The 13,958-nt window shown below is 57.3% G+C and carries 12 protein-coding genes; 5 read left to right on the top strand and 7 right to left on the bottom strand.

The annotated features are described in order from the left end of the window. Positions 1 to 79 precede the first annotated feature (79 nt). From RBB80_RS19120 to RBB80_RS19105, 4 genes are all read right to left on the bottom strand, one after another. Entirely contained in the window at positions 80 to 1,951 is a 1,872-nt protein-coding gene (locus tag RBB80_RS19120) for an ABC transporter ATP-binding protein (protein ID WP_433964045.1), read from the bottom strand. Between the two features lie 69 nt (positions 1,952 to 2,020). Then, on the bottom strand, positions 2,021 to 2,398 hold the full coding sequence (locus tag RBB80_RS19115; RefSeq protein WP_433964044.1) for a hypothetical protein: 378 nt from the start codon (positions 2,396 to 2,398) through the stop codon (positions 2,021 to 2,023). Between the two features lie 204 nt (positions 2,399 to 2,602). Continuing rightward, positions 2,603 to 2,944 (bottom strand): hypothetical protein, encoded by a 342-nt coding sequence (locus RBB80_RS19110; RefSeq protein WP_433964043.1) that lies wholly within the window; start codon positions 2,942 to 2,944, stop codon positions 2,603 to 2,605. A 72-nt stretch (positions 2,945 to 3,016) separates the two neighbouring features. Further along, positions 3,017 to 3,907 (bottom strand): SCO family protein, encoded by an 891-nt coding sequence (locus tag RBB80_RS19105; RefSeq protein ID WP_433964042.1) that lies wholly within the window; start codon positions 3,905 to 3,907, stop codon positions 3,017 to 3,019. Positions 3,908 to 3,966: 59 nt separating this feature from the next. Between RBB80_RS19105 and RBB80_RS19100 the strand changes: the two genes are divergently transcribed. The 5 genes from RBB80_RS19100 (at position 3,967) to RBB80_RS19080 (ending at position 11,524) form a co-directional block, all read left to right on the top strand. Beyond that, entirely contained in the window at positions 3,967 to 5,127 is a 1,161-nt protein-coding gene (locus RBB80_RS19100; protein ID WP_433964041.1) for an MFS transporter, read from the top strand. Between the two features lie 44 nt (positions 5,128 to 5,171). Further along, a complete protein-coding gene (locus RBB80_RS19095; protein WP_433964040.1) occupies positions 5,172 to 7,910 on the top strand; it encodes a PD-(D/E)XK nuclease family protein in 2,739 nt (912 codons plus the stop codon). After that, the gene (locus RBB80_RS19090; RefSeq protein ID WP_433964039.1) at positions 7,903 to 8,949 is read left to right on the top strand and encodes a UvrD-helicase domain-containing protein; all 1,047 of its coding nucleotides are present in this window, start codon (positions 7,903 to 7,905) and stop codon (positions 8,947 to 8,949) included. The genes RBB80_RS19095 and RBB80_RS19090 overlap by 8 nt, the downstream gene beginning before the upstream one ends. Further along, a complete protein-coding gene (locus RBB80_RS19085) occupies positions 8,946 to 10,766 on the top strand; it encodes a UvrD-helicase domain-containing protein (protein ID WP_433964038.1) in 1,821 nt (606 codons plus the stop codon). The genes RBB80_RS19090 and RBB80_RS19085 overlap by 4 nt, the downstream gene beginning before the upstream one ends. Before the next feature lie 122 nt (positions 10,767 to 10,888). Further along, a complete protein-coding gene (locus RBB80_RS19080) occupies positions 10,889 to 11,524 on the top strand; it encodes a PD-(D/E)XK nuclease family protein (RefSeq protein ID WP_433964037.1) in 636 nt (211 codons plus the stop codon). A gap of 102 nt (positions 11,525 to 11,626) precedes the next feature. Here the strand turns inward: RBB80_RS19080 and phoU are convergent, their stop codons facing one another. Genes phoU through pstA form a run of 3 tightly spaced genes read right to left on the bottom strand, consistent with a single transcriptional unit; the run spans position 11,627 to position 13,958 of the window. Beyond that, positions 11,627 to 12,289 (bottom strand): phosphate signaling complex protein PhoU, encoded by a 663-nt coding sequence (gene phoU / locus RBB80_RS19075; RefSeq protein WP_433964036.1) that lies wholly within the window; start codon positions 12,287 to 12,289, stop codon positions 11,627 to 11,629. Next, on the bottom strand, positions 12,289 to 13,047 hold the full coding sequence (gene pstB / locus RBB80_RS19070; protein ID WP_433964035.1) for a phosphate ABC transporter ATP-binding protein PstB: 759 nt from the start codon (positions 13,045 to 13,047) through the stop codon (positions 12,289 to 12,291). Before pstB ends, phoU begins: the two co-directional genes overlap by 1 nt. Then, on the bottom strand, positions 13,047 to 13,958 hold the full coding sequence (gene pstA / locus RBB80_RS19065; RefSeq protein ID WP_433964034.1) for a phosphate ABC transporter permease PstA: 912 nt from the start codon (positions 13,956 to 13,958) through the stop codon (positions 13,047 to 13,049). Before pstA ends, pstB begins: the two co-directional genes overlap by 1 nt.

Genomic DNA, 13,958 nt, shown 5'->3' with positions numbered 1-13,958 from the left:
TCTCCGGCCGTCAGGATCTTGAATTGTTCGTGGTTGTGAACATCAACCTTTTTACCTTGCGGTTTACACGTGGATGACGCTACGACTCTGCCGAAACAGACTCTTCGATTTTGTCGCCTTCTCCGGGGGCGAGGAAGAGATTTGTTTCGAGGCCGTGTTGGCGGGTGTAGAGGTCGTAGTAGCGGCCTTGCAGCTTGTATAAGGAGTCGTGGGTGCCGCGTTCCACGATCCTTCCCTGTTCAATGACGAGGATCTGGTCGGCGCGGCGAATGGTGGAGAGGCGGTGGGCGATCACGAAGGTGGTGCGGCCCTGCATGAGGAAGTTGAGACCACTCTGGATGAGGGCTTCGGACTCTGAGTCGAGCGAGCTGGTGGCTTCGTCGAGGATGAGGATTCGCGGATCGGCAAGGATGGCGCGGGCAATCGAGATACGCTGGCGCTGACCGCCGGAGAGCTTGACGCCGCGTTCCCCGACGATCGTGTCGTACTGTTCCGGAAAGCGCTCGGCGAACTCGTCGACGCGGGCGATGCGACTGGCCTCCATCAGCTGTTCTTGAGTAGCCTGTGGGCGGCTGAAGAGGATGTTCTCTCGGATGGTGCCGTCGAAGAGGAAGGTCTCTTGCAGGACGACTCCGAGCTGCTGGCGATAGCTGCTTAGGCGGATGGTCGCCAGATCGATTCCGTCGATAAGGACCTGGCCACCGACTGCGCTGTGAAAGCCGCAGATGAGCGAGATGATGGTGGACTTGCCTGAACCTGAGGAGCCTACAAGTGCCGTGACCGTCCCGGGCTTTGACTCGAAGCTGATGCCGTGGAGAACTGGCTTGTCGGTCTCGTAGGCGAAGGTGACATTTTGAAAGGCCACGTCGCCGTGGATGGGATTGATGACGACGGTGCGGCTGGGTTCGCTGTCTTCTTCGCGTTCGTTCAGGATCTCGGTGGTACGGTCGAGGCCTGCGAGGGCTTCGGTGAGTTGGGTGCCGATAGAGACAAGCTGAACGACGGGCGCCACCATGAAGGCGAGCAGCATGGTGTATTCCACGTAACCGCCGACATCGAGGCGATGGGAAGCGATCTCTTTTGCGCCGAGGTACATGATGAGACCACCGACAACTCCCAACACCATTGTGGAGGATAGGGTCATTAGAGATTGAGCGGTGATGGAGCTGATGACATTCTTGAGAAGCCGTTCGACGCCGCGAGCAAAGACACGGGCTTCGCTTTCTTCGGCGTGGTAACCCTTGACGACGCGCACGCCGCCAAGCGATTCGGTGAGTCGGCCGGTGACCTCGGCGTTGATCTTAGAACGTTCGCGGAAGATCGGCCGAATCGTCTTAAAGGCCTTCTGCAGGATGAGGCCAAAGACGAGCAGGATGCAGACAGTGAGCAATGTCATCCGTCCGCTGATGCGAATCAGGATGCAGAAGGCGATGATTGCGGTGAGAATTCCGCCGACGAACTCGAGCAACCCTGTGCCAACCAGATTGCGGACGCCTTCGACGTCGGTCATGATGCGGGCGACTAAGGTGCCTGTTCGGTTCTCGTCATAAAAGGCTACAGGGAGACGTCCGATGTGTTGTTGAACACGGGTTCGAAGCTCTGAGATGAGCCGCTGGCCGGCTGTGGAGAGAAGTTGCGTGAGGGTGTAAGAGGTGACTCCCTGCAGGAAGGTGGCGGTGGCGACGATCCCGATTATCCAAGGCAGCAGGTTCAACTGATGCTTGTACATGACGTTGTTGATGAGATAACGCGAGGAGACCGGCAGAGCAAAACTGCAGAGACGGTTGACGATCATCAGCAAAAAACTGCCAGCCAACAGCCACCGACGCGGCTTGACGAGCTTCCACACCTCTGGCATCACTTTGGTCAGCTTGGGCTTGGGACGCGATGCTGTGAGATCGGCCGTGGTAGCTCTGCCGGTGCCGCGGGAGGGGCGATCTACGGCTTTCATACCGCCGCCAAAGCTGGATGGACCGAAGGAGGAGGACATAGCTAAGTTGAGTTTACGCTGGAGGGGATGCTATACGAGGCGAGCGCGTCGAGCTGAGATGAAAGAACGGACACAGAACAGCACGTAGATGAGGCAGAAAAGACAAAGTGCGCCCTTCTCTTCGACCGCGACAGGGTGAGGAAACGAGGCTCCACGGGAGAGCCTGATCGTATCGATGGCGGAGGGGATCATTCCCAGAAAGACCAACAACGCTACCGTGACGGAGATGTGCATCCAGAGCATTCGCCTTTTGGAGTCTTCAGTATTCGCCATGACTCCGAAGAGGACAAAGAAGATGCCGATGCCGCTCGGAATCAGCGCTGTAGGATGAGCGCTACCCGTGGTGACGTAGCCGGTGATACCAAGCAAAATGAGCAGGACGCCAAATGCGATAGTAAGCTTTGCCATGAGGTGGAACTCCTTGATAGAACGCAATATCAGGATACTCGAATGGCTTGGCTGATCGTCCACGACGGGCCGTAGGGCATTATTAGGCACCCAGAACGGAGCTGAGCACCAGTCCGTGAATCGCGAATTCGTATTTAAGGGGAAGCTGGATAGAGAAAGATACCCAACCTTAACGGCTGGGTATCGTTGGCGAGGGTATTTCCACTATCTTGGACCATTCATCAGGTGCGAGGTTGCGGTTTCATATCCACGGCGGAAACCCTCGCGATATTCATTCCGCGCGCTCGAGGGCACGTGCGGATGACGATACTCGTCGCGATTATTTACGTCGGGACGACGATGATTGTCGAAATCCTTATGGGCTCCCTCAATGCCATCATGGTAGCCCTGACGTTGAATATCGCGGAACTCCTGCGGTGGAGCGTCCCATCCGCCCGGTCCCTGACCGTAGCCTGGTGCCGGTTGGGGGTACGACTGAGCAAACACGAAACCCGGAGCCACAAGTGCAATAGCAAGTGCTGGAATAGCGAATCGACTAATCTTCATTTGAACTTTACCTCCGTGCGTATTACGCACAGATATTCAGATGAGGAATCTCGATCTCTTGTTGTCTGTGGGCTAGGCGGCACTCTTTCTGATTGCAGCCAATACATCTTCCGGCTTCCAATCGTTGGTGGGGTACCAGTCGACAATCTTGCCATCTTTACCAATGAGGACTGTTGATAGCGAGTGAGTAAGAGATTTGTTGTCACCGGGAGTGACACCGACGTTGAAAAACTGCGTCATCGCCGGCAACTCTTTTTCTGGTGGGGCAGCGAAGTCCCAATGAAGAAACTTTTCGTTGGTGTAGTTGCCGGTGTAAGCGCCGCCGTAGCTGCGAAGAACCCTGGGTGTGTCGTAAGTGGGATCGAAACTGACGCTGATGAGATGGGTCTGTTTGTAGAGGGCTGGGTCAGCGGCAAGAGCCTTGTCGATGTCGGCGAAGTTGTGGCTCATGCGGGGACAAAAATCTGCGAGCTGGCAACGAGTGTAGATGAAGGTCATCAGCACGACCTTGCCCTTGAACTGGCCGAGGCTAATTGTACGGTCGCTCTGGTTGAGAAGCTTGAAGTCGGGAACAACATCGCCCGCGGTAGGAACGTGGTAGGAGATGGGAGGTTTGTAGTCGGGGCGGCCCTGCGCGATGACGACGATATCCGCGAGACGAACATTTCCATAGCTGTCGCCCTGCTTGTCGGCCAGGACCTTGGCTGTGATACGGTCGCCGGCGTGGAGCTCATTGACGATGCTGGGATCTGCGAGCTTGTAGTCCATGATCATCGCCTCCATGAAGCCGGGAACCTGCTCGCCATCGAGTGTGACGTGCGTGGCGTCGGTGGAGACGACTCTGCCGCGAATGGTGAAGGTGTTTGCGGCAGAAGCTGGTTTGGGTGCCGTGGACGACATGTCTTGATGACAGCCAGAGAAGAGAACAAGGAAGATAGGGAGAAATAGCGACTTGCGGGACACGGGCAAACTCCTGAGTCAATGATAATGGCTGAACTGTGAGATGACGCAGGGGGCGATAGATGGAGCGAACTGAACAGCCGGCGCCTTCTCTCAAGTTGATGCACTTCGGGCTGATGCTTGCTGGTCTTGGGACAGCATTGCTGGGACCGATTCTTCCTTTGCTGGCGAAGCAATGGGAGATGGTGGACTCTCAAAGCGGGCTTCTGATGACGGCGAAGTTCTGCGGCGCGTTTCTTGGTGGAGTGACGGTGTCACAAAGGTTAAGGTGGAGTCTGCTGGTGGGGCTGTTTGCGGGCGCAGCAGGATTCGGCGGCTTCGCGCTGTCTCCGTCGATGATCCTCGGGTGCATGGGTTTGTTTGTGGGTGGATTTGGGCTGGGGCAGATCATTACTTCGATCAACATTCTGGCTGGCCGCAGATTCACGGCGCATCGGGGTTCCGCTTTGTCGCTGTTGAACTTCTCGTTCAGCCTGGGAGCGATGCTTTCTGCGCTTCTGGCGGCATGGCTGTTGCCACACTTCGCGCTGAGGGAAGTGCTCATGGGATTCGCAGGACTGTTTGTGATGGGCCTGCTGGCGCTTTGGATGCAGATGCGTGGAGAAGTTTCGGGTGATGAAAACTTCGACGCTGTGTCGATAGAGACTGGGCCGCCGCAAATTGGATTGGGCGGAAGAGTCTATCTCTACTTCGCTGGGTTGCTTGTGCTCTACGGCGGGTTGGAGACGTGCTTGAGCGGATGGCTGACGACGTTCGCACTGCGGTATGGCAATAAAACGCTGGCGGTTAGCGAGTATACGACGCTGCTGCTTTGGATGGGACTCACCTTCGGGCGTCTCGGGGCCGCGGCCGTGATGTTACGTGTGGGAGAGAAGACCGCGCAGCGATGGAGCTTAGGCCTGGCTGCGATGTTTACGGCAGCGCTAGCGATGGCGCATTCTGCCGGGTCCATTGCGGGATTTGCTGTGGTTCTCGGGCTCAGTCTGGCACCGTTTTTTCCAGCCACCTTTGCGCTGCTGATCGCGGAGCGGCCAACGGCGCGGCAGGCGGGAATCGTGGTTGCGGTTTCGGGGCTGGGGGCGGCGGCGTTGCCATGGACAATGGGGGTAATTTCCACACGGAAGGGATCGCTGCAGCTAGCGCTTGCCCTGCCTTTTGTGGCGGCCCTGGTTCTGCTCGCGATGAGTCGGTTTCCACCACGGACGCGGCAGGGTGCGGACTGATTCCGGATCTGCTTTTCCTGTGACGGTGGGCGTATAACCGAAGGATGGATGGTCGTGGACTGCTGCCGGATGGGATTGCTGAGGCGTTGGAACAGGGTGCAGTCGTGGTGACGGGTAACCAGCGGGCAGCACGCGCTATTCGGCGTGGATGGGATCGGCACAACAGTGCTTTGGGACTTACAAGCTGGACGTCCGCAGCTGTGATGTCGTGGGACGCATGGCTTGCGACCATGTGGCATCGACTGTTGGTAGACGGCCAGGTCGCGGAGATGATGTTGAATCGGTCACAGGAACACGTGGTGTGGCGAACCATTCTTGAGGCCGACGATGAGCTGGCAAGTCTGCGAACTGTAGACTCGCTGGCAGTAATGGCGGCTGAGGCTTGGCGCCTGATATGCGATTACGATGGACAACTACGCCTGCAGGAAGCTGTCGGCAACTCGGATACACGGTCGTTTCAGCGATGGGCGCACACGTTCGAACGTCTTTGCCAGGCTGAGAGGTTCATCGCACAGGCCCAGCTAGAAGACAAGCTGCGTGAGGAACTCGAAAAGGGTGTCGCGAGAATCGGGTTCTCGGAGCTCACTGCGGGCAGGGTTGCCCTGGTGGGATTTGATCAGATGACTCCGTCACAAAGTGTGCTGGTGGAGGCCCTACTCTCGACAGGAATCCACGTGGAGGAGCTGCGGCTAGCCATTCCTGCGGAGCGACGCTTACTGGTAGAAGCAGAAGATGACCAGGAGGAGTTGTTTATCGCGGCTCGCTGGGTGCGGAGATTTCTCGAAGAGAATGCCGGGGCTACTGTCGCTGTAGTCGTGCCTGGGCTCGAGAGCGAGCGCAGACAGATTGATCGGGTGCTTCAGGAAGTATTGGCGCCAGAGCTCGAAGACATTCGGGCGGACAACCAGATTGGACCTTATGAGTTTTCACTTGGCGTTGCGCTGATCGAGATCCCAATGATTTCCATCGCTTTCGATCTATTGCGGTGGTCATCCGAGCCGTTGCCGGTGGAGAGGGTGAGTGGCTTGCTGCTGTCGCCTTACTTCGCGATGCGCAGTGGAGAGCGAAGTGCACGCGCGGAGTTCGATGCCTTTGAACTCCGTAAGGCGCGAATGCTGCGACCAGAGGTCTCGCTGCATGGACTGCTCGAGTTGATGGGTCGATCAAAACGCAGGTCTAAATTTCCGCAACTGCTCGGTACATTGCGAGCGACAGAGAGACTTGCGGATCGACTGCAAGGGCTCGATGCACGTTCGCATGCGGAGTGGGCAGAAAAGATGCGGGAGGTTCTGACAACGGCTGCGTGGGGCTCTTGGGGCAAAGACTCCAGTGTCGAGTTTCAGACGCGGCGCAAGTGGGAGAGTGCCCTCGATGAACTCGCGACACTGGACTTCGATGGCGTACCTGTAGACTTTGCGCAAGCACTGGGAGCTCTTGAAAGAATCGCTCGCCAGACCATGTTTGCGCCAGAGTCACGACAAGCTCCCGTGCAGGTGATGGGTCCGCTTGAGGCTGCAGGAAGCACATTTGACGCGGTGTGGTTCTTACATGCGGGCGAGCTTAGCTGGCCAATGCCAACCGTCAGTAGTTCCCTGCTTCCCTGGCATCTGCAACGTGAATTGGAGATGCCGGGAACAGATGCACGGCTGGACAGCGAACGCACGCGTAGGATCACGGAGCGGATTGCGGCGAGTGCGAGCACTATCGTGTTCAGTTACGCAAAGGAGTTGGCGGAGGGGAACCAGCGGCCTTCGCCGTTGCTGCTCGGGCTCAGTCAGGAGACCATTAGAGCTGCGGAGCTTGTAGAGCGTGAGCCGCAGCGCTTAATTGTTGAGTTGGAGGAGATCGCGGATACTGCTCAGGTTCAGGCATTGCCGGACCGAGTGCTTCGCGGCGGCGCAAAAGTTTTGGAACTGCAGGCGGCATGCGGCTTTAGGGCGTTTGCTGAGAAGCGATTGTGGGCGACAGAGCTTGAGTCGATCGAACCCGGCATGGATGCGAGAGAGAGCGGTACGGCGGTACATAAGGCGCTCGAGATATTTTGGGACGAGGTGAAGACGCAGGACAATCTGCGTTCGATGTCCACGGAGGAACGCAATGAGGCGCTGGCGTGGTGTGTCGCTCAGGCATTAAAGAAGCCAGCAGAAGCGAGCGCGACCGATTGGGACGAGGCCTATATGGAGGTCCAGAGCGAGAGGTTGCACAGACTTCTGTCAGGGTGGCTTGAGCTGGAGTTGGAGCGAGGACTGCCCTTCGAAGTGAAGCTCAGCGAGAAAGAGCTTAAGGATGTCCGCGTTGGCCCGCTACGCCTGAGTGTGCGGATGGACCGGGTCGATTTAGTAGAAGGCGGCGAGGTGCTGATCGACTACAAAACGGGTCACGCTTCGCCCAGTGACTGGCTGACGCCAAGGCCCGACGCTCCACAGCTTCCGCTCTACGCCATTCTCACGGAAGCGGATAAGTTGCAGGGGGTCGCATTTGGCCTGGTCAGGGCAGGTGAAGGTCGGGGTCTAAAGGGCTACGCGGTAGGTGACGGTGTTCTACCCAAGCCAAGCAAACTAAAAGACGCCCCCACACTCGAAGATCAGGTGGATCGGTGGAGAGAGGTGCTGGTGGCGTTAGCAGAGGAGTTTTATTCAGGCGACGCGCGCGTGAGTCCAAAAACGTATCCGGGAACCTGCGCTCACTGCGAACAGAGGATCTTGTGCAGACTTGACGTCTCGCTACTTGAGGAGGAAGACGAACAAGAGGAGGGCTCTGGGGCGGGGGTGAGCCGTGGCTGATCTGTTTGTGGTTGCAAAGAGTGACGATCTTCGAGGGGACACTAGCACCAGCAGGCGAACACCAGACTGGCAGGAGCGAGAGCGAGCCCTCGATATTCGACGATCGTGGATCGTAGAGGCGCCGGCCGGGTCGGGCAAGACGGGTCTGCTGATTCAACGCCTCCTGAAGCTGCTGGCCGATGAGAGTGTCGAAGATCCTAGTCAGGTTATGGCCATCACGTTCACGGTAAAGGCGACGGCAGAGATGCGGGAGCGCGTAATCGCTCAATTGGGGAGCGCTTCTCAAGGCGAGCCCCTGACGAGCGATCCCGACTTCGATCGCGAGACCCGTGCCTTGGCAGAGATGGTGCTCCGCCGCGACGCTTCCCTGGGATGGGAGTTGCTGCAACATCCACGCAGATTGAATATTCGCACGATCGATTCAGTATGCGGTGAGGTGGCGCGATTATTGCCGGTCCTCTCAGGCGCTGGAGGACGGCAGATCCCGGTCGAAGATCCGACGTTGATGTATCGCGAAGCGGCGAGAACGACATTGATGCAACTGGGTGGCAATGATGCGGAGTTGGACGCTGCACTGCGCACAGTGTTGTTGCATCGCGATGGCAGTCTTCGCGACTGTGAGCGGCTATTGATGGAGATGCTTCCGTTGCGCAACCAGTGGGGAGAGTTGGTACCGCTGGGAAGAGAGCAACTGGACGACGTTTTTCTGGATCAAGCGGTGCTGCCCAAGCTTGAGCTGGCGCTGGAGCAGGCTGTCTGTGCCGGACTAACGCGGTTGTCGCTTAGTGTGCCGGCGGACATTCTGCAGGAACTGGCCTCGCTTGCGGGTGAGATGGGGCATGCGGAAGGTTATAGGGGCACTCCTTCTCCGATTGCCATGTGCGCCGGGTTACACACCATGCCGCAGGAGACTGCTGAAGATCTCGAACACTGGCGGGCCCTGATTCATCTACTCACGACACAGGAATCGAAGTGGAGGGCAACCGCAGCTCGAAACCATTTAGGCTTCAAAATTGAAAAAATCATGCCGAGCGGTTGAAGCTTCTGGTGCAGCAGCTGCGGGATCGCGATGACGTGCTCGAAGCGATCAAGAGGGTGAGGAACCTGCCGCCCGTTCGATATCCGCAAGAGCAGTGGGTCGTGGCGAAGGCGCTGTTTCGTGTTTTGAGCAGGGCGCTGGTTGAGTTGCAGCTAATCTTTGCGCGACGAGGAGAGTGCGATTTTACGGAGCCTGGACTGCTGGCGAAAGTCGCACTGCAACGGGATGGTGCCGTCTCTGATTTGAACAAAGCATTGGGAATGAGTTTGCAGCACCTGCTCGTAGATGAGATGCAGGACACCTCCACAGGTCAGTACGAACTGATTCAGCTACTCACACAGAGATGGGACGGGCACAGTCAGACGGTATTTCTCGTAGGGGACCCAAAGCAATCGATCTACCTCTTCCGACAGGCGCGAGTAGAGCGGTTTGTGAAGACGATGCAGACGGGACTTCTGGGCGATCTTCCGGTTGGAAGACTCCGATTGACGGCGAACTTCCGTTCGGAGAGCGACCTTGTCGAAGCATTCAACGATGATTTCTCTTTGCTGTTTCCCCGGACGATCAATACCGCGAACCCCGAGGATGTGCCATATGTCGAGGCACAGGCTGTACGCGGACCTTCGCGAAGTGGCTCGCCTAGTCTGGCGTGGCATGCGCGTGTGTTGAGCTCGGAAACTTCGGCTGAAACGACAAAGAAAACAAAGCGGCGGCAAGCCAAGCTGGAGGCACAACAGGTCCGAGCGATCATCGAGGATTGGAGAGGCAGGCCGCTGCCTCAGGGGCGTAGTGAGCCATGGAAGTTGGCGGTACTGGTGCGAAGTCGCAATCTACTCGCCGACATCGTGACGGAACTCCAGGATGAGTCGAAGGGAGCTATTCCGTTTCGTGCCGTGGATATAGAAGCACTGGGTCAGAGGCAGGAGGTTCTCGACCTCTTTGCGCTGACCAGAGCCCTGATGCACCCGGCCGATCGCGTGGCGTGGCTCGCAGTCCTGCATGCCCCGTGGTGCGGCCTTGGGCGTGGCGATCTTCATATGCTCTCGGGCGCGGATGATCCCGACTACTCTGAGCGATGCATCGGAGATCTAATCGCAGAGAGACTTGACCTGCTGAATGATCAGAGTCGTGCAAGGCTGATGCGCGTCTGGCCTGTGTTGCAGGCAGCAGAGGAGAAGCGGTCGGGGTTGAGTGCAGCGCAATGGGTAGAGAGGACCTGGCGATCGTTAGGCGGAGATGTGTGTTTGAAGCCCGGCGAGCTGGCCAATGCACGAAGGTATTTACAGCTTCTAGATGAGATGGAAGAGGACACCGGAACGTTTGACATCAGTCTGCTGAAGCGCCGGCTCGATAAATTGTTTGCTCAACCAGCGGCCGGAGGTTGGGCGGTCGATTTGATGACCATCCATAAGTCGAAGGGCCTGGAGTGGGACGTCGTGATGGTGCCGGGACTTCAAAAGAAAGATCCTGCGGATCGTGAGAAGTTGCTGACGTGGAGTGAGATCGATTCCGGCGATTCAGAAGCTGCGCACATCATGCTCGCGCCGATTGTGGGTCGCGGTGAGGGTTCAAGGGAGCTGAATCTCTGGTTGAAGGGGATCGGTAAGGCAAAGGAGGCCGCGGAGAGAAAGCGACTCTTCTATGTCGCATGCACGCGAGCACGGGAGGAGTTGCATCTGTTCGCTTCTCCCGAAGCAACGGCGAGGGGGAGGTTATGCGTCCTCATGGGAGTCTGCTGGCTACTGCGTGGCCCGCAGCGGAGCGACACTTTACTGCGAATGCGCCATACTCGAAGAGCCCCGGCGAGATATTCATGATGCTTCCGCAGTCTCAAGAAGAAAGCTTCATCGGTGAAATTGCAGCAGGCGCTGACGAAGTTGTGCGACCCGTGATGCTCCAACGCTTTCCAATGAAATTCAGCCCAGAATCACGATTTTCGGTGAACCAAACGCTCTCCTACGGTGAGGATGCGATCAAACCAGGACCTGCGCACTTCGAAAGACCCGAAGGCTCGTTCGAGGCTCGCGCATTTGGCAACGCCGTCCATGCGTTCTTGGAGATGGTTGCAAAGAGGCTAGCTGGTACGAGCGTTGAGACCATACTGCCCGAAGTGGCGGGATGGACGCAGCGAATTGCGGCTGTGCTACGGGGAGATGGGCTCCAGCCGGACGTCGTCCAGCGGCTTGTCCCACGGGTGAAGACAGCGCTCACCAATATGCTGCAGGACGACGAGGGACGGTGGGTGCTGAGCCAGCACAATCAAGCGTCGAACGAACTCTCGCTGAGCTCGTGGAGCGGTACTCGCAACAGTGTGCGATTGGATCGGGTATTTCAGGGTGGGGCAAAACCAATGGAGACTGGAGCCGGCTATCTTTGGATCATCGACTACAAAACAACGACGCACGGCCGCGAAGGAATTGACGAGTTTCTTGCCGAAGAGCGGATGAAGTACGCGGACCAGATGAAAGTATATGCACGAATGATGAGCAACCTCGTTCAGAGCGGAGAGCTGCGAGTTGGCCTCTACTATCCGATGATGCCAAAACTCGTCTGGTGGGAACCTGACAAAGACTGACACTGGATTTTATGGACTAGGGGATGCTGGTCGCGGGCAGAACCGGATCTCTCGAAATCAAATGTAGGTGAGAGGCGTGGAAATTCTGTCCATCGCCCAAACCTAGAGTGCGGTGCTGTTATGACGGACGTCGGCTCCGCGAACCCAGAAGATGACGTCTTCTGCAATATTAGTGGCGTGGTCGCCGACACGTTCCAGGTTGCGAGCGATGATCAACGCGTTCAGCGACTGGGGAGTGAGTTCGGGTTTTTCTTTGATGAGCGAACTGAGCGCGTAGAAGGCTGCATCATTCATCTCGTCAACTTGATCGTCGAGTCGGAGAACGGATTCAGCTAGTTCAGCATCGCCTTCGATGAAAGCCTGTAACGATTTGCGAACCATTGCGGAAGAGAGCGACGCAAGCTTGGGAATATCGACCGGAAGATCGATGTTGGCGAAAGCACCCATCTCTCTTACGCGCACTGCAATGTTGACAGCCTGGTCGCCTACGCGTTCGAGGTCGGCGTTAATCCTGATTACTGAGAGGATAAAGCGAAGGTCGATGGCCATTGGTTGCTCCATAGCCAGCAAGTCTAGCGCCATCTGATCGATCTCGCGTTCGAGACGGTTGATGGAGGGCTCGGCGCGGAAGACAAGTTCGCAGATCGAAAGATCGCGCGACCGGTAGGCTTCAATGGAGCGTTGAATCGCTTGCTCCGCCATTCCGGCCATGACTAACAGTTTTTCCTTAAGTTCGTCGAGGCTCTGATGAAATTTGACTCGCATCAACCGAACCTCCCGGTGATGTAGTCCTCTGTTCGCTTGTCCCTCGGATTTGTAAAGATCTTATGGGTGGAGTCGAACTCGACCATCTTACCGTTGAGGAAGAAGCCGGTGTTTTCGGCAACGCGGGCTGCCTGCTGCATGTTGTGCGTCACAATGACGATCGTGTATTGACTCTTGAGCTGGAAGATTAGATCTTCGATCTTGGAGGTTGAGACGGGGTCCAGTGCAGAGGCGGGTTCGTCCATCAGCAGAACCTCTGGATCGACAGCAAGTGCGCGTGCGATGCACATGCGCTGTTGTTGGCCTCCGGAGAGAGAGGCGCCGGATTTCTTTTTGAGATCGTCCTTGACCTCTTCCCAAAGCGCGGCCTGCTTGAGCGAACGCTCAACTGTCTCATCGAGTATGCGGCGGTTGCGGAAGCCATTGAGTTTGAGGCCACTGACGACGTTGTCGTAGATGGACATGGTCGGGAAGGGATTGGGGCGCTGAAAGACCATGCCGACGCGGCGGCGGATCTCAACCGGCGAGGCATCGTTGTAAATGTCGATGTCGCCCATCTTGACCGTGCCAGTGGCGCGGGCGATGGGATTGGTCTCGTGCATGCGGTTGAGGCAACGGACGAAGGTGGATTTGCCACAGCCGGAAGGACCGATGAGCGCGGTGGCGTGGTTGGCCGGTATATGCAGATTGATGTCCTGCAAGGTATGCGTCGTTCCGTACCACGCGTTCAAATCCTCAACTAAAATGCCGACTCCCACTAGCTTCCTCCCTTGAGTACGCCGCGGTTGGCAAAGATGCGGACGAGCGTGACCGAGACCATGATTAAGACGATGAGAACGAGCGAACCGGCCCAGGCAAGACGATGCCATTCGTCATACGGCGAGATCGCGTAGACGTAGATCTGCAGAGGCAGGGCGGCGATAGGTTCGCTGAGTTTGAAGTTCCAGAATTGGTTGCCGAAGGCCGTGAAGAGTAATGGAGCAGTCTCTCCGGCAACGCGGGCGAAGGCGAGCATGCAGCCGGTGATGATGCCAGGCGAGGCAGTGCGCAGGCTGACCGAGATCGCGGTCCGCCATTTGGGAACGCCGAGGCCAAGAGCTGCCTCGCGAATTGCGTGCGGCACCGTGGCCAGCATCTCCTCTGTCGTGCGCGTAATGGTCGGGACCATCATGATGGCGAGGGCCACTCCGCCCGCCAGAGCGGAGAAGTGTTTTTGCTGAATCACGATCAACGAATAGATCGAGATGCCCATGACGATCGACGGAACGCCATTTAGTACGTCGGCGGTGAAACGGACTGCGGTGGCGAGAGTTTTGCCGCGACCGAACTCTGCAAGATAAACGCCAGCCGCGATGCCGATGGGGATACCCATCAGACTCGCAAGGAAGAGGATGATGCCCGAACCAACGATGGAGTTGGCCATGCCGCCGCCTGCCTCACCAACCGGAGCAGGAATGTGGGTGAAGAAGGCAACATTCAGCGAACTCGCGCCCTTATAGATCAGGTAAAAAAGGATAGCGACGAGCGGGAGGATCACCAGGACAGTTGCGAGGATGCAAAGGCCGGTGACGAAGTAGTTAGTCGCGGTGCGCCGTGCCTTATTCCTGCGCATGGATTTCGACTCAAAGTCCATGGGGCGGGGCGGATTGCTCAAGGGTTGAGTACTCAT

The organism is Tunturiibacter gelidiferens (assembly GCF_051013345.1).
Taxonomy (GTDB): domain Bacteria; phylum Acidobacteriota; class Terriglobia; order Terriglobales; family Acidobacteriaceae; genus Edaphobacter; species Edaphobacter gelidiferens_A.
The sequence above is the reverse complement of the archived record's forward strand: the minus strand, read 5'-3'. Positions and strand labels throughout refer to the sequence as shown.